At 69.9% G+C, this 23,312-nt stretch carries 25 protein-coding genes, 1 pseudogene and 1 riboswitch; of the genes and pseudogenes, 16 read left to right on the top strand and 10 right to left on the bottom strand.

What is annotated here, in order from left to right; all coding sequences use genetic code 11:
- Positions 1-19: 19 nt before the first annotated feature.
- Positions 20-1,306, top strand: coding sequence for an adenylosuccinate synthase (locus FK268_RS19165; RefSeq protein ID WP_146436974.1), 1,287 nt, complete (start codon positions 20-22; stop codon positions 1,304-1,306).
- 29 nt (positions 1,307-1,335) lie between these two features.
- Here the strand turns inward: FK268_RS19165 and FK268_RS19160 are convergent, their stop codons facing one another.
- The 3 genes from FK268_RS19160 to FK268_RS19150 form a co-directional block, all read right to left on the bottom strand.
- Complete coding sequence (locus tag FK268_RS19160) at positions 1,336-1,683, bottom strand: hypothetical protein (protein ID WP_146436972.1); 348 nt, start codon at positions 1,681-1,683, stop codon at positions 1,336-1,338.
- A gap of 115 nt (positions 1,684-1,798) precedes the next feature.
- The gene (locus tag FK268_RS19155) at positions 1,799-2,749 is read right to left on the bottom strand and encodes a PfkB family carbohydrate kinase (RefSeq protein ID WP_146436970.1); all 951 of its coding nucleotides are present in this window, start codon (positions 2,747-2,749) and stop codon (positions 1,799-1,801) included.
- 1 nt (position 2,750) lies between these two features.
- On the bottom strand, positions 2,751-4,163 hold the full coding sequence (locus tag FK268_RS19150) for a sugar porter family MFS transporter (RefSeq protein ID WP_146436968.1): 1,413 nt from the start codon (positions 4,161-4,163) through the stop codon (positions 2,751-2,753).
- A 140-nt stretch (positions 4,164-4,303) separates the two neighbouring features.
- On the opposite strand from FK268_RS19150, the gene purT reads away from it, so the two are divergent.
- Positions 4,304-6,019 (top strand): formate-dependent phosphoribosylglycinamide formyltransferase, encoded by a 1,716-nt coding sequence (gene purT, locus FK268_RS19145; protein ID WP_146436967.1) that lies wholly within the window; start codon positions 4,304-4,306, stop codon positions 6,017-6,019.
- Between the two features lie 16 nt (positions 6,020-6,035).
- Here purT and FK268_RS19140 read toward each other — a convergent pair whose 3' ends face one another.
- Together FK268_RS19140 and FK268_RS19135 are read right to left on the bottom strand one after the other, a co-directional pair.
- Positions 6,036-6,758: a siderophore-interacting protein gene (locus FK268_RS19140; RefSeq protein WP_146436965.1), complete on the bottom strand. Its 723-nt coding sequence runs from the start codon at positions 6,756-6,758 to the stop codon at positions 6,036-6,038.
- The gene (locus tag FK268_RS19135) at positions 6,743-7,480 is read right to left on the bottom strand and encodes an SDR family oxidoreductase (protein WP_231707161.1); all 738 of its coding nucleotides are present in this window, start codon (positions 7,478-7,480) and stop codon (positions 6,743-6,745) included. Before FK268_RS19135 ends, FK268_RS19140 begins: the two co-directional genes overlap by 16 nt.
- 75 nt (positions 7,481-7,555) lie before the next feature.
- Here FK268_RS19135 and FK268_RS19130 point away from each other — a divergent pair, with 75 nt between their 5' ends.
- Positions 7,556-7,864, top strand: coding sequence for a winged helix-turn-helix transcriptional regulator (locus FK268_RS19130; protein WP_231707160.1), 309 nt, complete (start codon positions 7,556-7,558; stop codon positions 7,862-7,864).
- Positions 7,865-7,920: 56 nt separating this feature from the next.
- Here FK268_RS19130 and FK268_RS19125 read toward each other — a convergent pair whose 3' ends face one another.
- The gene (locus FK268_RS19125; protein ID WP_146436962.1) at positions 7,921-8,322 is read right to left on the bottom strand and encodes an ArsR/SmtB family transcription factor; all 402 of its coding nucleotides are present in this window, start codon (positions 8,320-8,322) and stop codon (positions 7,921-7,923) included.
- Positions 8,323-8,385: 63 nt separating this feature from the next.
- Here FK268_RS19125 and FK268_RS19120 point away from each other — a divergent pair, with 63 nt between their 5' ends.
- A complete protein-coding gene (locus FK268_RS19120) occupies positions 8,386-9,084 on the top strand; it encodes a hypothetical protein (RefSeq protein ID WP_146436960.1) in 699 nt (232 codons plus the stop codon).
- Between the two features lie 82 nt (positions 9,085-9,166).
- On the opposite strand, the gene FK268_RS19115 is transcribed toward FK268_RS19120, so the two are convergent.
- On the bottom strand, positions 9,167-10,555 hold the full coding sequence (locus tag FK268_RS19115; RefSeq protein ID WP_146436958.1) for an FAD-dependent oxidoreductase: 1,389 nt from the start codon (positions 10,553-10,555) through the stop codon (positions 9,167-9,169).
- 145 nt (positions 10,556-10,700) lie between these two features.
- On the opposite strand from FK268_RS19115, the gene FK268_RS19110 reads away from it, so the two are divergent.
- The 3 genes from FK268_RS19110 to FK268_RS19100 are packed head-to-tail and all read left to right on the top strand — an operon-like array spanning position 10,701 to position 12,792.
- Positions 10,701-11,168: an Rv0361 family membrane protein gene (locus FK268_RS19110; RefSeq protein ID WP_146436957.1), complete on the top strand. Its 468-nt coding sequence runs from the start codon at positions 10,701-10,703 to the stop codon at positions 11,166-11,168.
- Positions 11,150-11,578, top strand: a complete 429-nt coding sequence (locus FK268_RS19105; RefSeq protein ID WP_193560305.1) for a rhodanese-like domain-containing protein — start codon at positions 11,150-11,152, stop codon at positions 11,576-11,578. The genes FK268_RS19110 and FK268_RS19105 overlap by 19 nt, the downstream gene beginning before the upstream one ends.
- Positions 11,579-11,589: 11 nt before the next feature.
- Positions 11,590-12,792: an O-succinylhomoserine sulfhydrylase gene (locus tag FK268_RS19100; RefSeq protein WP_146436953.1), complete on the top strand. Its 1,203-nt coding sequence runs from the start codon at positions 11,590-11,592 to the stop codon at positions 12,790-12,792.
- On the opposite strand, the gene FK268_RS19095 is transcribed toward FK268_RS19100, so the two are convergent.
- Both FK268_RS19095 and FK268_RS19090 read right to left on the bottom strand, forming a co-directional pair.
- Positions 12,793-13,464, bottom strand: a complete 672-nt coding sequence (locus FK268_RS19095; RefSeq protein WP_146436952.1) for a copper homeostasis protein CutC — start codon at positions 13,462-13,464, stop codon at positions 12,793-12,795.
- A 148-nt stretch (positions 13,465-13,612) separates the two neighbouring features.
- Positions 13,613-13,939 carry a DUF4279 domain-containing protein gene (locus FK268_RS19090; RefSeq protein WP_158636160.1) on the bottom strand — a complete coding sequence of 109 codons (327 nt, stop codon included), beginning with the start codon at positions 13,937-13,939 and terminating at the stop codon, positions 13,613-13,615.
- Positions 13,940-14,036: 97 nt separating this feature from the next.
- Here FK268_RS19090 and FK268_RS19085 point away from each other — a divergent pair, with 97 nt between their 5' ends.
- The 3 genes from FK268_RS19085 (at position 14,037) to FK268_RS19075 (ending at position 16,511) form a co-directional block, all read left to right on the top strand.
- Positions 14,037-14,420: a hypothetical protein gene (locus FK268_RS19085; RefSeq protein WP_193560304.1), complete on the top strand. Its 384-nt coding sequence runs from the start codon at positions 14,037-14,039 to the stop codon at positions 14,418-14,420.
- Positions 14,413-15,081: a DUF3885 domain-containing protein gene (locus FK268_RS19080; RefSeq protein ID WP_146436948.1), complete on the top strand. Its 669-nt coding sequence runs from the start codon at positions 14,413-14,415 to the stop codon at positions 15,079-15,081. Before FK268_RS19085 ends, FK268_RS19080 begins: the two co-directional genes overlap by 8 nt.
- A gap of 263 nt (positions 15,082-15,344) precedes the next feature.
- Positions 15,345-16,511 carry an RtcB family protein gene (locus FK268_RS19075; RefSeq protein ID WP_146436947.1) on the top strand — a complete coding sequence of 389 codons (1,167 nt, stop codon included), beginning with the start codon at positions 15,345-15,347 and terminating at the stop codon, positions 16,509-16,511.
- A 57-nt stretch (positions 16,512-16,568) separates the two neighbouring features.
- Here FK268_RS19075 and FK268_RS19070 read toward each other — a convergent pair whose 3' ends face one another.
- A complete protein-coding gene (locus FK268_RS19070) occupies positions 16,569-17,042 on the bottom strand; it encodes a Dps family protein (RefSeq protein WP_158636159.1) in 474 nt (157 codons plus the stop codon).
- A gap of 171 nt (positions 17,043-17,213) precedes the next feature.
- Positions 17,214-17,325: riboswitch (SAM riboswitch) on the top strand.
- Between the two features lie 53 nt (positions 17,326-17,378).
- Here FK268_RS19070 and FK268_RS19065 point away from each other — a divergent pair.
- From FK268_RS19065 to FK268_RS25070, 6 genes and pseudogenes are all read left to right on the top strand, one after another.
- Positions 17,379-18,662, top strand: a complete 1,284-nt coding sequence (locus FK268_RS19065; RefSeq protein WP_146436944.1) for an aminotransferase class V-fold PLP-dependent enzyme — start codon at positions 17,379-17,381, stop codon at positions 18,660-18,662.
- Between the two features lie 27 nt (positions 18,663-18,689).
- On the top strand, positions 18,690-19,073 hold the full coding sequence (locus FK268_RS19060) for a hypothetical protein (protein ID WP_146436942.1): 384 nt from the start codon (positions 18,690-18,692) through the stop codon (positions 19,071-19,073).
- A 31-nt stretch (positions 19,074-19,104) separates the two neighbouring features.
- Positions 19,105-19,587: a YbaK/EbsC family protein gene (locus FK268_RS19055; protein ID WP_166443505.1), complete on the top strand. Its 483-nt coding sequence runs from the start codon at positions 19,105-19,107 to the stop codon at positions 19,585-19,587.
- A gap of 104 nt (positions 19,588-19,691) precedes the next feature.
- Positions 19,692-20,168 (top strand): MarR family winged helix-turn-helix transcriptional regulator, encoded by a 477-nt coding sequence (locus FK268_RS19050; RefSeq protein ID WP_146436939.1) that lies wholly within the window; start codon positions 19,692-19,694, stop codon positions 20,166-20,168.
- A pseudogene (locus FK268_RS25075) lies at positions 20,165-21,826 on the top strand (MDR family MFS transporter); the annotation flags it as partial. The gene FK268_RS19050 and the pseudogene FK268_RS25075, both read left to right, overlap by 4 nt.
- A gap of 147 nt (positions 21,827-21,973) precedes the next feature.
- Entirely contained in the window at positions 21,974-23,272 is a 1,299-nt protein-coding gene (locus FK268_RS25070; protein ID WP_269434238.1) for a tRNA-ribosyltransferase family protein, read from the top strand.
- The last annotated feature ends 40 nt before the right edge of the window (positions 23,273-23,312 follow it).

Raw genomic sequence — 23,312 nt, 5'->3', positions numbered from 1 at the left:
GGCCGGAAGGAGATCGTCCATGCCTGCGATCGTGCTGATCGGCGCCCAGTGGGGCGATGAAGGTAAGGGAAAGGCCACCGATCTGCTGGGGGAGAAGCTCCAGTGGGTGGTCCGCTACCAGGGCGGCAACAACGCCGGCCACACGGTGGTCCTGCCGAACGGCGACAAGTTCGCTCTGCATCTCATCCCGTCGGGCATTCTGACCCCGGGTGTGAAGAACGTCATCGGTAACGGCGTCGTGGTGGACCCGTCGGTCCTGCTCGCCGAGCTCGACGGCCTCGAGGCGCGCGACGTCGACACGTCGAACCTGCTGCTCTCGGCCGATGCGCACCTGCTCATGCCGTACCACGTGGCCATCGACAAGGTCACCGAGCGCTTCCTCGGCAACAAGAAGATCGGCACCACCGGCCGCGGCATCGGCCCCTGCTACCAGGACAAGATCGCCCGCGTCGGCGTCCGGGCGCAGGACGTGCTGGACGAGTCGATCCTCACGCAGAAGGTCGAGGCGGCGCTGGAGTTCAAGAACCAGGTGCTCACCAAGATCTACAACCGTCGTGCGCTCGACCCGCGCCAGGTGGTCGACGAGACGCTGGAGCTCGCGGAGAGCTTCAAGCACCGCATCGCCGACACCCGGCTCGAGCTCAACCTCGCGCTGGAGCGCGGCGAGACGGTGCTGCTGGAGGGCTCGCAGGGCACCCTGCTCGACGTCGACCACGGCACCTACCCGTACGTCACCTCGTCGAACCCCACGTCGGGCGGCGCCTCGGTGGGCTCGGGCATCGGCCCCACCCGCATCACGACGGTGCTGGGCATCCTCAAGGCGTACACCACCCGCGTCGGCTCGGGTCCGTTCCCGACGGAGCTCTTCGACGAGTGGGGCGAGTACCTCGCCAAGCACGGCGGCGAGGTGGGCGTCACCACCGGCCGTGCGCGCCGCTGCGGCTGGTTCGACGCCGTGATCGCCCGCTACGCGACCCGCGTCAACGGCATCACCGACTACTTCCTCACCAAGCTCGACGTGCTCAGCTCCATCGAGAACGTGCCGATCTGCGTGGCCTACGAGATCGACGGTGTGCGGTACGACGAGATGCCGCCCAACCAGACCGATTTCCACCACGCGAAGCCGATCTACGAGACGATGCCCGGCTGGTGGGAGGACATCTCCGGCTGCCGCACCTTCGAGGATCTGCCGAAGAACGCGCAGGACTACGTGCTGCGGCTCGAGGAGCTCTCCGGCGCGCACATCTCGTGCATCGGCGTGGGCCCCGGCCGCGACGAGACCATCGTGCGCCGCGCCATCGTCTGAGATGTTCTGAAACCCGGTTTCGGACGGGGCTACGACGTCGGTGCAGGGCTGGCCGGGGTGGACGGTGCGGCGGGCGCCGGGGTCGTGCGGTGCATCCGCGGCCCCTCGCCGCGGCCGGGTCCGCGCCACTGCGCCTCGTGTCCGCCCGCTCCGCGCTGCTGCATCGAATGGCCCTTGTGCTTGCCCGTGACCTCGTTGGTCCAGTAGCCGGCGGTGAAGCTCACGCCGCTGATCCCGATGAGCCCGAAGACGATCGCCGCGATCAGAAGCTTCCTCGACGGTCCGGTCTTCGACGGTGCTGCGTCCGCGGCCGGGTTCGCGGTGGTCGGCGGGATAGGCGCGGTCGGCGTCGCCTGCGGGTCGGTGGGCTCGGTCATGGGCTTCTCGCTTCGGTCGGTGCGGTCACTGCGACCGCGTTGGGACCGATGGTGCGGGTGCAAGCTGGGGATCCGCTGGCAGACCGCTGCGAATCCGACCGGTGACGCCGCGCGCTCAGCGCAGCGTCGGATCCTGCGCGCGTACGGCGGCTACCTCGTCCATCGACGGTGCGTAGGCGCCCGCGCGGCTGACGGTGAGCGCCGAGGTGATCACGGCGCGGTGCAGAGCTGGCTGGACGTCGCTCCACTGGGCGGAGCGCAGCCGTCGGGCCGCGTAGCGCGAGCCCAGGTAGCCGGCATCGAGCAGCCCGGAGACCAGACCGGCCATGAACGAGTCGCCCGCGCCGACGGTGTCGCCCACTTCGACGGTCAGCTGGTCGACGTGCAGCATGTCGCGGTTCCCCGCGAGCAGCGCGTACGCGCCCCACGGCCCGCGGGTGAGAACCACCATCGCGGGACCCGCCGCGATCCAGCGGCGCATCACGTCCTCGACGGGTTCGTCCGGGTAGAGCCAGGCGACGTCCTCGTCGCTGGCCTTGACCACATCGGCCAGGCCGATCATCTCCGTGACCCGCGGCAGCACCTCCGCGGGCGTGCCCATCAGCGCCGGGCGGATGTTGGGGTCGTAGGAGACGGTGGCGTGGTCCCGGATCCGGGAGACCACGTCGCGCACACCGTCGGCGCCCGGCGCGAGTGTCGCGGCGAAGCTGCCGGTGTGCAGGTGACCGTAGCGCTCCAGGGAGCCGATGTCGGGCACCTCCCAGGCCAGGTCGAACTCGTACGTCGCGCGTCCCTCGGCGTCGACGTGCGCGTACGCGAGCGGGGTGTTGGCGGCACCGTCGGACCCGGCGACGACCTCGACCCCCGCCCGCGATGCGGTCTCGGCGATGCGGTGCCCGCGCACGTCCCGCCCCCACCACGACAGGATCGACGTCGGATCGCCCAGCGAGGCCAGCCCGCACGCGACGTTGAACAGGCTGCCGCCCACGTGCTCGGACGGCTCGGCACCGTCGCGCAGTACGACGTCGACGAGTGCCTCGCCCAGGCACAGCGTCCGATCGGTCATCTCAATGTCCCTTCGCGGCCAGCGGGTCCGGGGTGCCGCCGGCGTCCTCGTCCAGGCCCAGTCGCTCGGCCATCTCCTCGAGTGGGATGCCCTTGGTCTCGGGCATCACCTTGATCACCCACAGCAGCTGCAGCACCATGAACCCGAAGAAGATCGAGAAGGCGACGCCGCCGCCGAAGGCGCCGATGATGGGCGGGAACGCGAAACTCGTGATCGCGGCCCACACCCAGTGCGTGAGACTACCGAGGGCCTGTCCGCGGCCGCGGATGCTGTTGGGGAAGATCTCCGACAGGAAGACCCAGATCACCGCGCCCTGGCCGAAGGCGTGCGAGGCGATGAAGACCATGAGCCCGAGCAGGACCAGGACCGATGAGGTGCTGTCGAACGAGCGGCCGTCGCTCTCGTAGTAGTACATCACGGCGGCCATGAAGCCCAGCGAGATCAGGTAGCCCACCGAGCCGATCAGCATGAGCCGCCGGCGGCCCAGCCGGTCGATCACGGTGAGGGCGGCCATCGTCGCGATCAGGTTCATCACGCCGACCGCCACCGACATCAGGTACGCCGCGTCAGTGCTGGCGCCGGCGTCCTGCATCACGCGCGGTGCGTAGTAGAGGATCGCGTTGATGCCGGACATCTGATTGAAGAAGGCGATGGCGACGGCCAGGAGGATCACCTTCCGGTGACCGCGGGTGTAGAACTTCGTCCGTTCGCCGCCCTGCTCGGCGGCGAGCGACTCCTGGATCTCGGCCATCTGCGCGTCCGCCTCCGCCGGCGTGGAGCAGAGCCGCTCGGACGTGGCGCGCGCCGCGGCGAGGTCGCCGTGCCCGGCGAGCCAGCGCGGCGTCTCCGGCACCGTCGGGAGCATGACCAGGAACAGCGCGGCCGGGACGACCATGACCCCGAGCATCCAGCGCCAGGCGTTCGGGTCGTCGCCCAGGATCCCGCGGATGATCGCGTTCGACGCGTAGGCCACGAGGATGCCCAGCACGATGTTGAACTGGACCAGGCCCACGAGCCGCCCGCGGAACTTCGGCGGCGCGATCTCGGCCGTGTAGATCGGGGCGCACACGCTCGACGCGCCGATGCCGAGTCCGCCGAGGAATCGGAAGGCCTGCAGTACCTCGACCGACGATGTGGGTGCGAACGCACAGCCCAGGGCGCTCACGACGTACAGCACGCCGACGGCGTACAGCACCTTCTTCCGGCCGAACCGGTCGGCGAGCCGGCCGGACACGATCGCTCCGACGATGGTGCCGATGAGCGCGGTGGTGACGGTGAAGCCGAGGGCCGCGTCGGACAGGCCGAACTGCTCCTGGATCTGCTTCTCGGCGCCGGAGATCACCGCGGTGTCGAATCCGAAGATGAGTCCGCCGGTCGCCGCGACCACGGCGCTCCTGACCACGAGTGCCTTCATGGTCCGAACGTAGGCGCTCCCCGGGGCGGGCCGCGTCATAACGACCGAAACGTTCACCACCGCAGAACGATCGGAAACAAACACGAATCCGCGGGTCGGCAGGCGCACCGCACGGCGCTGCGGTTTGCCAGAATGGACCCATGACGAACCTCAGCGAGACCGGCGGCAACCCGCGGATCGGCACTGCGCTCACCCCCGGTGCCACGAAGGCGCTGATGCTGGGTTCGGGCGAGCTGGGCAAGGAGGTCGTGATCGCCTTCCAACGCCTCGGCGTCGAGACGATCGCCGTCGACCGGTACGAGAACGCCCCGGCGATGCAGGTGGCGCACCGCAGCCACGTCATCGACATGACGGACGCCGCCGAGGTCCGCCGCGTCATCGAGGAGGAGAAGCCCGACTTCGTCGTCCCCGAGATCGAGGCGCTCGCCACCGATGCGCTGGTCGCCATCGACGAGGAGGGGCTCGCCGAGGTCATCCCCACTGCGCGGGCCGTGTCGCTCACGATGAATCGCGAGGGCATCCGCAAGCTCGCCGCGGAGGAGCTCGGCCTGCCCTGTTCGCCGTACGCCTTCGCCTCGACGCTCGAGGAGGTGCGCGCCGGTGCCCGCGAGGTCGGCTTCCCCTGCGTGATCAAGCCGGTGATGTCGAGCTCGGGCAAGGGCCAGTCCGTGGTCCGCTCCCTCGAGGAGATCGACGGTGCCTGGGAGTACGCCGTGGAGGGCGCGCGCGTCCGCAACGAGCGGGTCATCGTCGAGGGCTTCATCGATTTCGACTACGAGATCACCCTGCTCACGGTCCGCGTCTACGACGCGGAGCGGGGCAAGGTGGTCACGCGCTTCTGCGAGCCGATCGGGCACCGTCAGTCCGACGGTGACTACGTCGAGTCCTGGCAGCCCCAGGCGATGAGCCAGGCCGCGTACGACGCGGCGACCTCCGTCGCCGGTCGCATCACGACCGCCCTCGGCGACGGTGGCACGGGCGGCCGGGGCGTCTTCGGCGTGGAACTGTTCGTCAAGGGCGACGACGTGTACTTCTCCGAGGTCTCACCGCGGCCGCACGACACCGGCCTGGTGACGCTGGGCTCGCAGCGGCTCTCCGAGTTCGAGCTGCACGCCCGGGCGATCCTCGGCCTGCCGGTGGACACCTCGCTGATGTCGCCGGCCGCGTCCGCCGTGATCTACGGGACCAAGGACAGCAGCTCCGTGGCCTTCGACAGCGTGGCCCGGGCGCTGGACGTCCCCGAGAGCGACCTTCGCCTGTTCGGCAAGCCCGAGGGCTACGCCAAGCGCAGGCTCGGCGTCGCGGTCGCGACCGCCGACACCGTCGAGGTCGCTCGCGCCAACGCCGCGGAGGCAGCGGGCCGGGTCGTCGTGGTCGACAGCGCCGATCCGGTGCAGCAGGGCGCGCCCGAGACCACCGCCGTCCCGATCCAGCGGCCACAGCCGCCCGAGGACCTGTCCACTCGCGCGATGCCGGTCCAGCGTCCCGCGCAGGCGGGCCCTGCGCAGCCCGGGCCCGCGCCGGCCGCTCCGCCCGCGCCGGCCGCCCAGCCTCCGCAGGGGCCGCCGCCGCGTCCCGCTCAGCCGGCCCAGGGACAGCCCCCGGTGCCGCCCGCCCCGCCGACCGCGGCCGCTCCGGTCGTCCCCCCGGTGCCGCCGACCGCCGCGCCGCCCGTGGGGCCGACGAGCATGCATCCCGTCGCCGCGCGGCGTCCTGCGCCGCCCCGCCCGATCCAGCCCGCTCCGCGGCCGGCCACGGGGGAGACCCCGACGCGTCCGAAGCCCCCGGAGACGGAGGAGTACGACCACAACCCGGCCACGTCGATCGGGCTGCCGCCGCAGCGTCCCCAGGACTAGGCCGGCGCGCGCGGCGTCATCCGCGCTGGAGCCAGTACGCCTGCGATTTGATGCGCTCCTTGGGCAGCCCGAAGTCGCGCTTGGCGGCCTTGGTGATCTCGCGCGTCGCCCTGGTCTCGGCGGCGACGAACAGGAAAGCCGACGAGGCGATTCCGGCGCCGATCACCGTCGAGACCAGCGTTGCACCACGGTTCTCGCGGGGCACCCACGTGACGGTCTCCGACCGCACGGGTAGGTCGCGCTCGACGTCGTGCTGGTACTCGAGGAAGACACGGCACGGTGCCTGCGCGGTGTCGAGGATGCTGTTGATCGCAGGGATCGAGGCCGCGTCGCCCACGAGCACGTACTCCGACGGTGCGGGGTCCTCCGGGACCGTCAGATCGGCGCCCATCATGGTGGCGGCGATGCGGTCGCCCGGTTCGGCGTCGAGGGCCCAGCGCGGCGCCGGGCCCTCGTGCATGGCGAACTCGATGCTGAACTCGGAGCCCTGCGGGTCGATGATCGTGTAGCCGCGCTGCACGAGCGTGCCCTCGTCCTCGTCGGTGGTGGCGGCGCCGCTCTTGGGGACCCACAGGCGCACCCACATGGTGGGGAACCAGGGGTTCTGCTGCAGGAAGTCGCCGCCGTCGAAGCGGATGCGGTGGTAGTGCGCGCTGACGGCTTCCGTCGCGAGCACGGTGAACACGTAGTCGTCGGCCCGCATCGCTTTGAGGATCAGGCCCGTCACTCCTCTACCCATGCAAGTGAGGCTACCCCAAAATAGTCGTGACCGCCCACGTAGGTCGTGTCGGGTCCCTCGGAGTCGACGGCGCCGGCGATCGCGGCGGCGAACTCGGTCACGGTCGGCAGAGGGCCGTGCGCCCGCCGGGCTTCGACGGCGGCGGGATCGCGGCGCTCGAGGAGGCGGACGATGATCGTGCCCTCGATCATGTCGCCCGAGACGACGCGCAGGTCGAGGTCGAGTTCCGCGGCCAGCGCGCGGAGAGCGCGCTCTCCGGCGAGCTTGCTGGCCGCGATCGGCTCGTAGCCGGCGGGGACCGGCCGGGACTCGGAGAAGTGTGCCTGATGGCTGGTGACGAAGACGATGCGCCCTCCCGGGCGCAGGCGGTCCGCTGCGGCGCGGGCCGCCGCGACCTGCGCATCCCGGTTCAGCCGCATGGCGTAGTCCTCGTCGGCGCCGAGCTCGAGCCCGCCGGATGCGTTGAGAATCACCACGTCGACGGCGCCGAATGCGGCGACCGCCGCGTCGAGCAGGGATGCGGGACCGTCGGGCGAGGTGACGTCCGCGCCCACGGCGATCGCGCGCCCGCCCGCCTCGCGGACCAGGTCGCAGACCTTCTCGGCGCGCCGTTCCTTCTCGCGGTAGTTCACCACCACGTCGTGTCCGCGCGCGCCGAGCGCCACCGCCGTCTCCGCGCCCACGCCGCGCGACGCCCCGGTCACCACAACGACTGCCATCATCGCCTCCATGCTTCTGATTTCGAACTGCGGCCAGCATGCCGCTTCGATTTCAGAAGCGCAAGTAGGCTCTGTCTCGTGTCAGTGCGCGATGTGGTGCCCCAGCGGCGCGAGGACCCGGACGACGAGGTCGTCGCGGCGATGGACATGCTCGGCCAGCGCTGGGTGCTGCGGATCGTCTGGGAGCTCGAGCCGGGTTCGCTCGGATTCCTCGAATTGCGCAGGCGCATGGGCAATTGCAGCTCCAGTGTGCTCGCCACCCGGCTCGCGCAACTGGTCGACAAGGGCATCGCCCGCAAGCTCCCCGACAAGCAGTACGAACTGACCGCGCGTGGTGAGGCGCTCGGTCGCGCCCTCTGGCCGGTCTGGGACTGGGCTCGCGAGTAGCCGGAGCCCGGATAACCCGAGTGTCGGATGTTCGAGTTCAGCTGGGAGTGAGTCGGTCAGCCGTGGTGCGGCTGGCCGTTCACGGTGTGATCGGCCTGGGCCAAGGATTCCGTCAGGAGGCGCACGACATGCCCGCCGACGAGGCGGTAGATGCGCGCCGTGCCCTCGGCGCGGGATTGGACGAGGCCCGCCAGGCGTAGCTTGCTCAAGTGCTGGCTGGCGGCGGTGGGGGAGCACCCGGCGGATTCGGCGAGAGCGCCGACGCCGGCTTCCGCGTCCCGGAGCGCCCAGAGGATGCGGATCCGCGTGGGGTCCGCGAGCATCGCGTGGATCGCGGCGGCCTGGTCGACGCGATCCGGAGACAGTTCCTCTGCGTGACGGCCGCCGATCGGCTCGGACGGAACCGTCGGCTCCGTGGCGGCCGTTGTGTCGACGGACGAGAGGTGTTCGCGGGGCATCGCCGAACCTTACCATCAATCTATCTTCGTATATATGAAGGTATTGAGGTAAGGTTCGGCGGCATGAGCCTCGCTGCACCCGCACTCCTCCTCGCGGCCGCCGGTGTCGGTGCCGGGCATGCGGCCCTGCCCGATCATTGGGTGCCGTTGTCCGTCACCGCGCGGGCGCAGGACCACTCGCGCGGCCGCGTCCTGCGGACCGCCGCGACGGCGGGGGTCGTCCACGTCGCGTTGTCACTCCTGTTGGGCGGCATCGTGATCGCCGTGGGCGTGCAGTTCAGATCCGTCGTCGAGCGGAACCAGTCCCTCGTCGTCGGCGGGATTCTGATCGCGACGGGCCTGGCCTTCGTCGTCGTGGAGTTGGTGGGGCGTGGCCACGGGCACTCGCATGCCCACGAGCACGAGCACGAGCACGAGCACGATCACGACGACCACGATCACCCTCACGACGGTCACGCGCACGGGTCGGCGGGGTCTCGGTGGGCGCGATTCGCGGGTCTCGCGTCGTTCGCGGCGGCGGCGTCACCGGACCTGACGATCCTGCCCGTGTTCCTCGCTGCGAGTGCGCTCGGCGTCACCGCCGCGGTCGGCACGCTCGTCACGTTCTCGGTCGGCACGATCGTGACAATGGTCTGCCTCACGATGGTCGGCGCGGCCGCGGCACAACGGCTGCGCGGCGCGTGGGTCGACCGTTTCGCGAACCTGCTCACCGCTGCGGTCCTGATCGTCATCGGCGTACTCATCGCGACTGAGATGCTCTGAGCCGGAATTACAATCACCCTGAGCGAAAAGCGCCGCCGCCCCGAAAGTCGGGACGGCGGCACTGTCGTACGGGGGAGCGGAACTAGTCCTGCGCGACCTTGTGGGGCTCCGAAGCGGCGAGCATGTCGTCGCGCTCGACGACCTTCACGCGCTCGCGGCCCTCGGCCTCGCCCAGGCTGCGCTCGTGCTCGTCGAGGCGGTACCAGCCGTCCCAGGTGGTGTACGGGGTGTCGTGGTCGTCCAGCCAGTTGGTGACGCCCTCGGTGGACGGGTCCGACGGGGCGTTGAGCTTGCCGGCGTGGAAGTCCTCCAGGAGGCAGGCGATGGTCTCGTTGGCGTCGCCCTTGGTGTGGCCGATGAGACCGACGGGGCCGCGCTTGATCCATCCGGTGGTGTACACGCCGGTGATGTGCTGACCTGCGTCGATGACGCGGCCGGCCTCGTTGGGGATGACGCCGGCCTGGTCGTCGAAGGGGATCTCCGGCAGGTCGTTCGAGAGGTAGCCGACGGCGCGGTAGACGGCGCCGATCTCCCAGTCGGTGAACTTGCCGGTGCCGCGGACGTTGCCCGTGCCGTCGAGCTCGGTGCGCTCGGTGCGCAGGCCCGTGACCTTGCCGTTCTCGCCCAGGATCTCGACGGGCGACTCGAAGAGGTGGATGAAGAGCTTGTGCGGCCGGTTGTTGGGCTCGCGGATCGCGTAGTTCTCGAGGATCGTGGCGACCTGATCGGTGATCTTCGACTCGCGGCGGGCCTTGGCCGAACCCTCGTCGTACTCGATGTCCTCGGGGTTCACGACCACCTCGATGGTCTGCGAGTGGTCCAGCTCCTTGAGCTCCAGCGGGGTGAACTTCACCTGTGCGGGACCGCGGCGGCCGAAGACGTGCACCTCCTTGGCCTTGTTGAGCTTGAGGCCCTCGTAGACGTTCGGCGGGATCTCCGTCGGGAGCAGCTCGTCGGCGGTCTTGGCCAGCACGCGGGCGACGTCCAGGCCGACGTTGCCCACACCCAGGACCGCGACCTTCTCCTCGGTGAGCGGCCACTCGCGGGAGAAGTCCGGATGCCCGTCGTACCAGGCCACGAACTCGGCGGCGCCGTAGCTGCCGTCCAGGTCAATGCCGGGGATCTCCAGATTGCGGTCCGCGACGGCGCCGGTGGAGAAGATCACCGCGTCGTAGTGGCGGCGGACGTCCTCGAGGGTGAAGTCCTTGCCGAAATCGAGGTTGCCCAGCAGGCGGACCTGCGGCTTGTCGAGCACCTTGTGCAGGGCCGTGATGATGCCCTTGATCCGCGGATGATCAGGCGCGACGCCGTACCGGATCAGGCCGAACGGGGCGGGCATCTTCTCGAAGAGATCGATGCTGACGCCGGGGTCCTTCGCCTCGTCGGACTTCATGAGTGCGTCTGCCGCATAGATACCTGCGGGGCCCGCGCCCACGATCGCGACGCGCAACGGGCGGTTCTGTTCGGTCATGTGAAGTCGGCTACCTTGTCTGCATACGCGGTTGAAGTTCCCCACCAGGTTAGTGCGGACTTATCAACTGTTCCTAGTGCGGGTGGCGGATTCCACCCGCCCCAGGAACTGGAACGTGTTCTAGTAGCAGAGGGTAGAGACTTCAGTGAGCGCAGACAAGAGCCCCGCCGGACCGCCGCCCGAGCGCCGCACCACGGCCACGCCGTTCATCATCGCCCTCGTGGTCGCGGTCCTGCTGATCGGCGGCGTTCTCACGTGGAACGCCATCCGCCCATCGGACGAGCGGCTCAGCGACTCCGCGCAGGTGCAGGTCACCATCGGCCAGTACTACGGCGCCCTGAACAAGGGGCGGTATTCGGACCTGGTCGCCAACACCTGTGCGAAGGACCGCGCCGCCGCCGACTTCCCGAAGGAGGCGGGCTTCACCGACGCGCGCAAGGCTGCCGTCGAGAAGGACGGCGAGGCATCGCTCGACGAGAAGGGCGTGAAGAACCTCACCGTGAACGGCGACTCCGCGTCCGCCGAGCTGACGGTGAAGTACGAGAAGGCGGGCGAGCGCACCGAGCAGGCGAAGTTCGTCCGCGAAGACGGCAAATGGAAGAAGTGCTCGTGAGCTACGCAGGAGACCTGACCCCGCGCGAGGCCTGGGAACTGCTCCAGCAGGACCCCGCCGCGATCCTCGTCGACTGCCGGACCGAGGCCGAGTGGAACTACGTCGGCATCCCCGAACTGTCCCAGGTCGGGCGCAATCCGGTGCTCGTCGAGTGGCAGCGCTACCCCGACGGTGCGCTCAACCCCCACTTCGTCGATCAGTTGCGGTCCAAGGGGGTCACCGACGAGACCCCCGTCGCGTTCATCTGCCGGTCCGGACAGCGGTCGATCGGCGCCGCGGAGGCCGCCACCGCGGCGGGTGTGGCGCGCGCCTACAACGTGCTCGACGGCTTCGAGGGGCCGATCGACGCATTCGGGCATCGCGGCGTCGCGGGCTGGCGCGCCGACGGCCTGCCCTGGCGGCAGTTCTAGACTTTCGTCCCATGGAGTTCAGCCACCTGCCCGACGGTCTGCGGCCCGAGACCTACGCCGTGCGCGGCGGGGTCCTGCGCACGAACTACGAGGAGACCTCCGAGGCCCTCTTCCTCAACTCGGGTTACACCTACGAGAACGCCGAGGCCGCCGAAGCCGCCTTCAACGGCGACATCGACCGGTTCGTCTACTCGCGCTACGGCAACCCGACGGTGGCCATGTTCCAGGAGCGCCTCCGTCTCCTGGAGGGCGCCGAGGCGTGCTTCGCGACAGCCTCCGGCATGTCGGCCGTGTTCACCGCGCTCGGCGCGCTGCTGCAGGCGGGGGATCGGCTCGTCGCCGCGCGTTCGCTGTTCGGCTCCTGCTACGTGGTGTGCAACGAGATCCTGCCGCGCTGGGGGATCGAAACCGTCTTCGTGGACGGCGAGGACCTGGCCCAGTGGGAGGCGGCGCTGTCGCAGCCGACTCAAGCGGTGTTCTTCGAGACCCCCGCGAACCCCATGCAGGGCCTTGTCGATGTGCGGGCCGTCGCCGACCTGGCGCACGCCGCCGGCGCGCAGGTCGTGCTCGACGCGGGATTCACGCCGGTCGGCTACCAGGATTCGTTCGGCATGGGCGCCGACGTGATCGTGCACTCGTCCACCAAGACCATGGACGGCCAGGGCCGGGTCATGGGCGGGGCCATCCTCGGCCGCGAGGACTACATCGACGGCCCCGTGAAGCAGCTGATGCGACACACCGGCCCGGCGATGGCGCCGTTCAACGCCTGGGTGCTGCTCAAGGCGCTCGAGACGCTGGATCTGCGGGCGGAGCGGGTGAGCGCCAACGCGCAGAAGGTCGCCGAGTTCCTGGACGCCGACCCGCGGGTGTCGAAGGTGCTCTTCCCCTTCCTGCCCTCGCATCCACAGCACGAGCTCGCCAAGCGGCAGATGAAGGCCGGTGGCACCGTGATCACGCTGGAGCTGGCGGATTCCGCGTCGGCGTCCGGCAAGGCGCGTGCCTTCGAATTCCTCAACCGCCTGCAGGTCATCGACATCTCCAACAACTTCGGCGATGCCAAGTCGCTCATCACGCACCCCGCCACCACGACACACCGCGCCACGGGGCCGGAGGGTCGCGCGAAGATCGGGCTCACCGACTCGATGCTGCGCCTGTCCGTGGGACTGGAGAACGTCGACGACCTCATCGCCGACCTGGACCGCGCCCTCGGCTGATCAGCGGATCGGCACGTCGACGGCGGTGTGCCACAGACGGACCGCCTCCGCCGAGACCGGCGATTCCCAGCCGTGCGGCCGGGCGCCGCTGCCGATGTGGAAGGCGTCGATGCCTGCGGCCCGGAGTCTCGGCACGTGAGTCAGTCGCAGGCCGCCGCCGGCCAGGACCCGTTGCGGTCCGGTAGCTTCCGCGATCAGCGTGGCGATGCCGTCATCGACCCCGGAGGCTGCGCCCGCGGTGAGGAATCCGTCGAGCCCCGGCAGCTCCGCCACCGCGGCCCGCAGCGCCGCCCGGTCCGCGCAGTGATCGATCGCGCGGTGAAAGGTCCACGGGGCGCCGTCCAGCTCGTCGACGATGCGTGTGACTACCGGCAGGTCAACGGCGCCGTCAGGCATGAGGAAGCCGAAGACGAACTCCTGTGCCCCTGCGTTTCTCAGCTCGACGGTGCGCCGCACCAGTGCGTTCAGGTCTCCTGGGCGGAACCCGTCGGCGAGCCGGATCATCACGCGCACGGGCAGATCCGTCGCCGCGAGTACCTCGGCCACAACGCCGGGCAACGGGCTCAGCCCGTCGGCCGCCATGTCGGCGACGAGTTCCAGCCGGTCCGCCCCGCCCTCCTGCGCGGCGACGGCGTCCCGGGCGTCGAGCGCGATGACCTCCAGCAATGCCATTCGCCCACCCTAGACGTGCTCGGCACGAGCCGATCGGCACTGCTGACGAATCACCCGGGGTTGTTGAATCGCTGCGGCGCACTGTAGATGTCGAGGTCGAGGGAGATGCCTCGTTCGCCGAGTGCGCCGAGCGTGGTCGCGGAGAGGACTACGCTCTCGTTCCCGCCGTGTAGGAACCATCCGCAGAACAGGCGGGGGCGTATCGATCGGACAGCTCGCGCCAGGCGCCGAGATCGGCGGGGAGTCCGCTCAGCAGCTGTGCCACTTGCGTATCGATGTCGGCGGGCTCGGTGTCCTCGGCTCCGAGGGAGCACAGGCCGAACCGGGCGTTCCGGGCTCCGTGTCCGGTCGGGACGAGGCCACCCCGCGCGTAGGACTGCGTCGGCGGGGTGCCGAGTATCCGGGTGATAACCAGCGGGTCGAGGGTATCCCCGCTGAGCTGCAGAGAAGCGACAGCGCGGTGTACGAGCGGCATGTGGTCGAGGCTAGGTCGCTGCGCGCGCGAGATCAACGGGGTATTCGCCGGTGAAACCACTGGCGCCGCAATCACGGGCCGATCTACCGTGCAGCTCATGGAACCGCCCGCGCCCACGAGTCTGCGTCCGCTCACCGATCGTGAGCGGGCGATCCTCGACGGTTTCCTGTCCTTCGACTTTCCCGGCGTCGACGAGCTCCGCGCCCAGTTTGCGACCCTCCGTGTGAACCCGGAGCACTCCTGCGGCTGTGGCTGCGGCACGGTCGATCTTGTGGCGGACCGTGTGTTGTCGCCCGCCGCCGCGCCGAGTCCGCTCCCGGTGGGCGCAGAGATCCCCGGCGACGGGGACGTACCGTTGGGCGGAATGATCGTGTTCCTGCTCGACGGCTACCTCGCGAGCCTCGAGATCTACTCCTACGGCAGCGGCCCGCTCCAGCTGCCGGCGGTCGAAGACGTCGACTGGAGCGGACCCGATGAGTGAACCCGGGGCCGTCCGGCGCCCCACTCCGTCGGAGGTCGCCGCGTTCGACGCGGCCTGGACGCGGAACACGGGCACCGGACTGCCGTACGCACACTGGCTTCGGGCGACGTGCCACGAGCGCTGGGTGCGGCTGCACAGCCTGCCGGAGAGCAAGCAGTACCCGGACACCGAGGCCGAGTACGCCGTGATGCTCACCCGCTACCTGGCCGAACTCGACGCATTGCGGGCAGGTGCGAACGACCTGTGGGTGATCACGTCCTCGTACTCCTCCATCGCCCGGCCGGTTCGACGGTCCGCCGCCCTCGTCGGTCTGCTCCCGCGGCCGCGCCTGTGGCGCAGCTTCACCGAGGACGACGAGGGCGAGGAGTACCGGATCTGGACCCACCACTACCTCACCATCGTCCGGCGGGATGCCGATGAGGTGCGGCGCCTGCTGCGCTTCGTCGCCGACGAGGTGGTCAGCGGCGTCATGATCACCGATGCGAACGCGACCTGGGTGCATCATCCGTACGACGGTGGCGCCGACCTGATATTGCCGACGACCGATGAGCGCGACCGCATAGCGGCCCTCTTCGCCGACTGGCTTCCGGCTCCGGGCTTTCCGGGCGCCTGTCTCGAAGATGCGGTTCCGGACTGCGATGGTGCGAACCGCGGCGCGTAGATGTCGGGGCAGTCGTTGAACGAGCCTCGAGGGTGGAGTCGCGGCCCGGAAAACATCTGGACGGCTTCATTGCAGTCGAATAGCCTGCTGGACATGGATATGCGGAAACTCCCCGAATCGCTGCGGCAGTGCTACTGCCGCCGGTTCGGTGTGCCCGCGTAACCTGCGGCAACCCGGGCCGTCGCTCCACCGCCGGCCCGGTGCCCATGCGTCATGCGCATGGCTTCTCGGACCGGTGACCATCACATCGAGACGAGAAAGACATGGAGAAGATCAGTAAGTCCTTGGTCTCGTGGGCGTCCATTCTGGACGAGAAGACCCGCGAGCAGGCGATCACCACGGCGAAGCTGCCGTTCATCTACCCGCACATCGCGCTGATGCCTGACGCTCACTTGGGTAAAGGTGCGACCGTCGGCTCGGTCATTCCGAGCCTCGGCGCCGTGATCCCTGCGGCGGTCGGCGTCGATATCGGCTGCGGCATGATCGCGGTCCGTACGCAGTTCACGAAGAACGATCTGCCCGAGGACCGTTCGACGGTCCGCGAGGCGATCGAGCGAGCGATTCCGTTGTCGCCCGGCCGTTACAACAAGAAGGTCGTGGCCACGGCGGAGCCGCGGATCGCGGAGCTGGAAGCGCTCGCGGAGCGCGCGGAGTTCGACCCGGTGCAGTACGCCGGCAACTGGGCCCTGCAGTTGGGCACCCTCGGCGGCGGCAACCACTTCATCGAGATCAGTCTCGACGAGGACGACACCGTGTGGGCCTTCTTGCACTCCGGCTCCCGTGGCGTGGGCAACAAGATCGCCCAGCACCACATCGCCGTCGCGGCCCGCCTCTGCAAGCAGTGGTGGATCGAGCTGCCGGATCCGGATCTGGCCTACCTCGTGGAGGGCACGCCCGAGTTCCGCAGGTACATCGCGGAGCTGAAGTGGGCTCAGCACTTCGCACTGCTCAATCGTGAGGAGATGATGGACCGGGTGATCCGGCAGGTCGGCGAGTGGGTGGGAACGCCCGTGGTCGAGGCTGAGCGGATCAACTGTCACCACAACTTCACCAAGCGCGAGAAGCACTTCGGTAAGGAGGTGTGGGTGTCCCGTAAAGGCGCGATCGAGGCCACCGAGGGCAAGCTCGGCCTCATCCCCGGCTCGATGGGGACGGCGTCGTACATCGTCGAGGGGAAGGGCTACCCGCCGTCGCTCAACAGTTCGCCGCACGGCGCGGGCAGGGAGTACTCCCGGTCCGCGGCACGGAAGGCGTTCACGCACGAGCAGCTGCGGGAGGCTATGGTGGGCATCGAGTTCCGCGACAGTGCCGACTTCGTCGACGAGATCCCGCAGGCGTACAAGCCGATCGACAGGGTCATGGCCGATGCCGACGACCTCGTCACAGTGCGTGCAGTCCTGCGCCAGATCGTCAACGTGAAGGGGCAGTAGGCCGCGGTGCGGCGCCGAACGATTCGGCGCCGCACCGCGGACTCGTGCACCGGGGAATCAGGCCTGCTGTGCCTGCCACATCCAGTGCAGTTGCTCGAGTCGGGCCGTGATGGCGATGAGTAGGTCCTGCGTGACGGGGTCCGCCGACTCGGTGGCGTCGATACGGGCGCGCAGGGCTTTCACCACAGCGGCGAGGTTGGCGACGATCGCGCCGACGACCCTGCCGTCCTTCTGCCAACCCTCGTCGAAGCCGACGGTCGACGCGGTCTTCGCGACGGTCTCGGCGCGGCCGTCGGGGCTCACGCCGATCGCGGCGGCGCGTTCGGCGACCTCGTCGACGAAGGTGCGGGAATCGGTGACGAGCTCGTCCAGCTGCAGGTGGACGGAGCGGAACTGCGACCCGACGACGTTCCAGTGCGCCTGCTTCGCGATCAGGCTCAGGTCGATGAGGTCGACGAGCGAGGCCTGCAGCGCATCGCCGGCGATCTTCTGGGACTCCTCGGACAGGGTACTGGTGATCGGGTTCGACATCGTGCCTCCTTGGAGATCGACTGTCGAGGGCGTTTCGCTCTCGAACGCCACCCACCCTAGCCGTAATCTGGACTCGATCCAGAAAAGGTGAGGGTTCTCACGACCGGGAATTCGGCAGCACGATGATTCGAACCTTGACGACGGGCGGGGAGGCAGGGCATTCTCGACGCAGGTCATGAGTGCCAGCGACAAGCCCCGGCTCGCTGGTCGGCAACCCTCCTCCGCGGTGGGGTGCTCCGGGTGACGACCTGGCCGCACCGAACGAGTGCGGCAAGCGCGGATTCGCCGCACCGCTGTCGTCGGTGTGGCGCGTCCTCAACACGTTGAAGGACTCTCATGAGCATCGCCACCACCGAGCGCACCGCCGTCTGCCTCACCCCCACCGTCCGCAGCACGCCGGTCGCCCTCGGTCCCCTCGCCGCCGTCACCGGCGCCGACGAGTACGCACCGCTCCGCGACGGGGCCACCGTCCGGTACGCCAACTTCGACTACGCGGCCAGCGCTCCGGCCCTGATCGAGGTGCAGAACGCGGTGCAGGAGGCGCTCGGCGAGTACGCGAGCGTGCACCGCGGCGCCGGCCACCTCTCGCAGCGCTCCACCTCCCGCTACGAGCAGGCCCGCGAGATCGTCGCCGAGTTCGTGGGTGCGCGCGCCGACGACCACGTCATCTTCACCGGCAACACCACCGATTCGATCAACCTCCTAGCGGCCTGCGTGCCCGGCGAGGTCGTGGTCCTCGACTGCGAGCACCATGCGAACCTGCTGCCGTGGAAGAAGATCGGCGCCCGTGTGATCTCCGCGCCGCTGTCGATCGAGGGCACCCTCGAGGTGCTGGAGAAGGAGCTGAGCAGCCGCCCCGCCGCGCTGGTCAGCGTGACCGGCGCGTCCAACGTCACGGGGGAGGTGCTGCCGATCCGCCGGCTCGCGGCGCTGGCCCACCGGCACGGCGCGCGCATCGCGGTCGACGGCGCGCAGCTGGTCCCGCACCGTCGGATCTCGCTGCGCGAGAGCGGCGTCGACTACCTGGCCTTCTCCGGGCACAAGCTCTACGCGCCCTTCGGCTCCGGTGTGCTCGTCGGCCGCGCCGATTGGTTCGACGAGGCCGAGCCCGTGCGCTGCGGCGGCGGGGCCAGCTACGAAGTGATCGGTACGCCCGTCGCGAAGACGGTGGAGGTCGCGTGGCACACGGGCCCCGCGCGGCACGAGGCCGGCTCGCCCAACGTGCTGGGCGCTGTCGCCATCGGCGCCGCGTGCGAGGCCATCGCGCGCCTCGGCGAGGACGCCATCGCCCGGCACGAGCGATTCCTCACCGACCTGCTGCTGACCTCGCTCGAGCGCATCGACGGTGTCCGCACCCTCAAGATCTGGGCCGATTCCACCGAGCGCGTGGGCATCGTCGCCTTCACCGTCGAAGGCCGCGCGCCCCGCGAGGTCGCGGAGTTCCTGTCGTCCGAGTACGGGATCGGCGTGCGCGACGGGAAGTTCTGCGCCCATCCCGTCGTTAACCGGTTGGGATGCTACGACGGTGCCGTCCGCGCCAGCATCGGCCTCGGCACCGGTGAGAACGACGTGCGCCGCCTGGTGCGCGCCCTGGAAGACCTCTCTGCCCGCCAGAAGTAGTGCAACCGTCCGAAAAGAGGAAGCGTCATGACCGTCTCCCGCCCCGCACTCGTGGTCACCGTCGACGGTGAGCCCGCGTCCGCGAACCTGACTCGGGTGCGCGCCGCCGACCTGCGCCTCGCGCAGCGCGAGCGCGGCTACCTGCGGGCCGAGGCCGAGCGTGCCGGGCGGGAGCCGGCCGCGGTCGCGCTCGAGGTCGACGTGGTGATCGACGAGCGGGCGGCGGACGCCCGCGCGAGCTACGCCCCGAGCGGGGCCGCGGCACAGGGCATCACCTACGTGGGCACCCCGTCGGGCCTGCGCTCCCTCATCGAGGATGTCTACGCGGCCGAGGTCGCGGATGCCGTCGTGCTGCGCCCCGTGGGCGGGGCCCGCACCAAGGACCTCATCGCGGGCCTCCTCGCGGCCTGAGCGGGACGGGACGCCGGGCATACTGAGCGGTGTGACCGAGCAGTACTCCGCCCGCACCGAATCCGTCCGCGCCGCGCTCCTCGCCGCCGGGCATCCCGACACCATCCGGCACGTGCCCGACGGTGCGAAGACGGCCGCCGAGGCAGCGGCGGCGCTGGGATGCGAGGTGGGCGCGATCGCCAACAGTCTCGTCTTCCTGGCCGACGGGGCACCTCTGCTCGTGCTGTCCAGCGGACGTCATCGCGTGGACACCGCAGGACTCGCCGAGCGGCTCGGTCACGACCGGATCTCCCGCGCGACGCCCGACGAGGTGCTCGCCGCCACCGGCCAGGTCATCGGCGGGGTCTCGCCCGTGGGACACCCGTCGCCGCTGGTCACGGTGATCGACGAGTCGCTTGCCGCGTACCCGGACCTGTTCGCCGCGGCGGGCACGCACGACACCCTCTTCCGCACGGACTTCGCTGCGCTCGTGGCGCTGACGGGTGCCAGAATCGTCACGACATCGGCGGCATAGGCCGGTTCGCCCGAGTCGACTCGCAATCCTAATAGTTGTAGGCTGCACGTAGTTTTGCATGTCCGAACACGGCGCTGTGGTCGGACGGGACCTGCGGAGGCGTGATGACGGACGAGGAACGTGCGGAGCGGATCGAGGGGATCGTCGGCGTGATCGCCGAACTCACTCGGCTCAAGGAGCGGCACGCGGTGATGACCCGGCACGCGGTGGCGCCGGACGGCGTCGAGCTGGCGGCGTACACGGCGTTGTTCGCGCTCGTGAAGGGCGGCCCGATGCGCTCGTCGGTCCTCGCCGAACAGATCCACACGGACCCGTCGACGGCGAGCCGGTACGTCACCACCCTCACCAACCAGGGCTACGCGGAGCGCACCGCCGATCCGTCCGATCGGCGCGCCGCGCTCGTTTCGGCCACCGATGCGGGCCGCGCGAAGGTCGACTTCATCCGCCGGCAGCGCAACGAGAAGCTGCGGCCGCTCATGGAGGAGTGGACCGACGAGGAGATCGACCAGTTCGTGATCCTGGGGAACCGGGCGCTCCAACAGTTCGAGCAGGCCCTCAAGCTGATGCGGGACGGCGAATGACCGCCGCGACGCTGGACCGGCAGGAAGTAGCGGGCGCCGGCCTCACGCACAAGCAGATCCTCTACATCCTGTCCGGCCTGATGACGGGCATGTTCCTCGCGGCACTGGACCAGACGATCGTCTCCACCGCGATCCGGACCATCGCCGACGACCTCAACGGCTACAAGCTGCAAGCGTGGGTGACCACGGCGTACCTCATCACGTCGACGATCGTCACCCCGCTGTACGGCAAGCTCTCGGACATCTACGGCCGCAAGCCCTTCTTCATGTTCGCCATCACGGTCTTCGTGATCGGCTCGCTGCTGTGCAGTACCGCCACCTCGATGTACGAACTCGCCGCCTTCCGCGCGGTGCAGGGCCTCGGCGCCGGCGGCCTGATGTCGCTGGCGCTGACCATCATCGGAGACATCGTGCCGCCGCGCGAGCGGGCCAAGTACCAGGGCTACTTCCTGGCCGTCTTCGGCACCAGCTCCGTGCTCGGCCCCGTGCTCGGCGGCCTCTTCTCCGGCGCGGACAGCATCCTCGGCATCTCCGGCTGGCGCTGGGTCTTCCTGGTGAACGTCCCGATCGGCATCGTCGCGCTGGCCGTGGTCTTCCGCGTCCTGCGGCTGCCGCACACGCGCCGCGAGGGGGTGCGCATCGACTGGTTCGGTGCCGTCGCGCTGTCCGTCGGACTGGTCCCGCTGCTGATCGTGGCCGAGCAGGGCCAGGAGTGGGGCTGGGGTTCCACCAAGGCGATCGCCTGCTACGCCATCGGCGCGGTCGGCGTCCTCGCGTTCATCGGGATCGAGAAGCTGATGGGCGAGGACGCGATCATCCCGCTGCGCATCTTCAAGAACGTCATCTTCGCGCAGGGCGTGCTCATCTCGATGGTCGTCGGCGCCGCCATGTTCGGCGGCATCTCGCTGCTGCCCCAGTACTTCCAGGTGGTCCGCGGCGCCAGCCCCACCAAGGCGGGTTTCCTCATGCTGCCGATGGTGGCCGGCCTCATGCTCGGATCGATCCTGGCCGGCCAGATGATCTCGAGGACGGGGCGCTACCGGATCTTCCCGATCATCGGCGCGGTGCTGCTCACGGCGGGCATGTTCGGCATGCACTACATCAGCGCCGACGTCGAGATCGGCTGGGTCATGGGCGGCGCGGCCGTGATCGGCTTCGGCCTCGGCAACCTGATGCAGCCCCTGACCCTGGCGCTGCAGAACATCTTGCCGCCGCGCGACATGGGCGTCTCCACCGCAGCAGCCACCTTCTTCCGGCAGATCGGCGGCACCCTCGGCGTCGCGGTCTTCCTCTCGGTGCTCTTCTCGCAGATGCCGCACAAGATGACCACCCGCATGAGCGACGCCGCGAAGGACCCGGAGTACACCGCCGCCCTGCAGCGCGCCGCGGCCGGCCACGAGGGTCCCGCGGCACAGGATTTCGCCGCGAAGCTCATCCACGGCGACTCGAGCGCCGTGAGCGGCATCATGTCCGACACCTCCGCGCTGCAGAAGCTCCCCGACACCCTCGTCCATCCGCTCAAGTCGGGCTTCGCCGACTCGATGGACGTGGTCTTCCTCGCCGTGACCATCCTGGCCGCCATCGGGCTGGTGCTGGTGCTGTTCTGGAAATCGGTGCCGTTGCGCACCGCGGCCGGGGTCGAGGCGACCACCCCGGAACCCGGTGCGGCTGCGAGCCCTGAGACGATCGAGGCCGCTGAGATCAGTGCCGCCGCGGAATCGGTGGCCGGCACCGTACCCACGGAGGAGATCGTGACCGAACCGCCCACGGGCCCCGTCCCCGCGGCCTCGGCCCCCGCAGCCGGGATGCCCGTGGCCGAGGTACCCGCGGTTCCCCCGGCCGCACCGGTGGCGGCGTCCCGTTCCGAGATCGACGAACTGCGGGAACAGAACGCCGCTCTCGCCGCCGAGCTCGCCGAACTGCGCACCGGTTACCGCGCGATCGCGGGCAACACCCGCCTGCGCGCCTCCGGCACCACGGATCCCGTGCGGTTCTCCGTCGAGGCCACCGGCGCCGGCGGCTCGCGAGCGGGCCGGATGGTGGTGCCGCGCGGCGAGATCGAGACGCCCGCATATCTGCCCGTGGCGAGCCGCGGCGCGATCGCCGGACTCACCCCGCGTGAGCTCACGGACCTCGGCGCCACGGCGCTCGTCGTGGACCTGCACGAGCTGTACCTGCAGCCCGGACCGGACGTGATCGAGGGCGCCGGCGGTGTCGGCGCGGCCATGGCGTGGTCCGCGCCCACCATCGGCGACACCGGCATCGGTGCCGTCGCCGAGCAGCGCAAGACGCGGATCACCGACGAGGGCATCGCCTTCCGCGGCCGCCTCGACGGCTCGCCACACCGCTGGGACCCCGAGGAGACGGTCCGCCTGGCGCACCGCATGGGCTTCGACATCACCTTCGCACTGGCCGATCCGGCCGACCCCGCGCGCACCGAGCGCTGGGCGCGCCGCGCGCTCGCCGAGCACGCCTGGCAGACCGCGGACCGGCACGACGCGCTGTCGCTGTGGGCCGTGGTGACGGGTGGCTCGGACCCCGAGCGCCGGCGGTCCGCCGCGCGCGGTCTGCGGAGCCTGGGAGCAGAGGACCGTCGGGCCGGCGGACTGGGCTTCGGCGGCTACCGGATCGAGGCCGTCGGCACGCCGGCGCGGGACGCCTCGGCGCTGCGCGCCGCCCTCGGCGAGCTGGACGCCGACCGGCCGCGGTACCTCGCGGGCGTCGAAGGTCCCGCCGACCTGCTGGCCGCGATCGAGGCGGGCGTGGACCTCCTCGACGGCACCGTGCCGGCCCGCGCGGGCGCCGAGGGGCGCGTCTACACCTCGACGGGCGTCCTGGACATGACGGATCCCGCCCTGCGCGCCGACTTCCGGCCGCTGGACCCGTCGGCGAGCCGACCGGGCGGAACCAACCGTGCCGACGCCTTCACCCGTGCCTACGTGCATCACCTCCTCGTCGCCAACGAGGGCCTCGCGGTGACGCTGTGCACGCTGCACAACGAGCACTTCTTCGTCTCCCTGGCCGCCGCGGCGCGCCGGGCGATCGCCGCGGGCGACTACCCCGCCTTCGCCGCGGCGTTCCTCCGGGGATTCGGTAAGGTCTAGCCCGATCCGGTACCCGATCGGCAGGAGAAAGCCGTTGCGC

It is taken from the genome of Tsukamurella sputi, from assembly GCF_007858445.1.
Taxonomy (GTDB): Bacteria; Actinomycetota; Actinomycetes; order Mycobacteriales; family Mycobacteriaceae; genus Tsukamurella; species Tsukamurella sputi.
The sequence above is the reverse complement of the archived record's forward strand: the minus strand, read 5'-3'. Positions and strand labels throughout refer to the sequence as shown.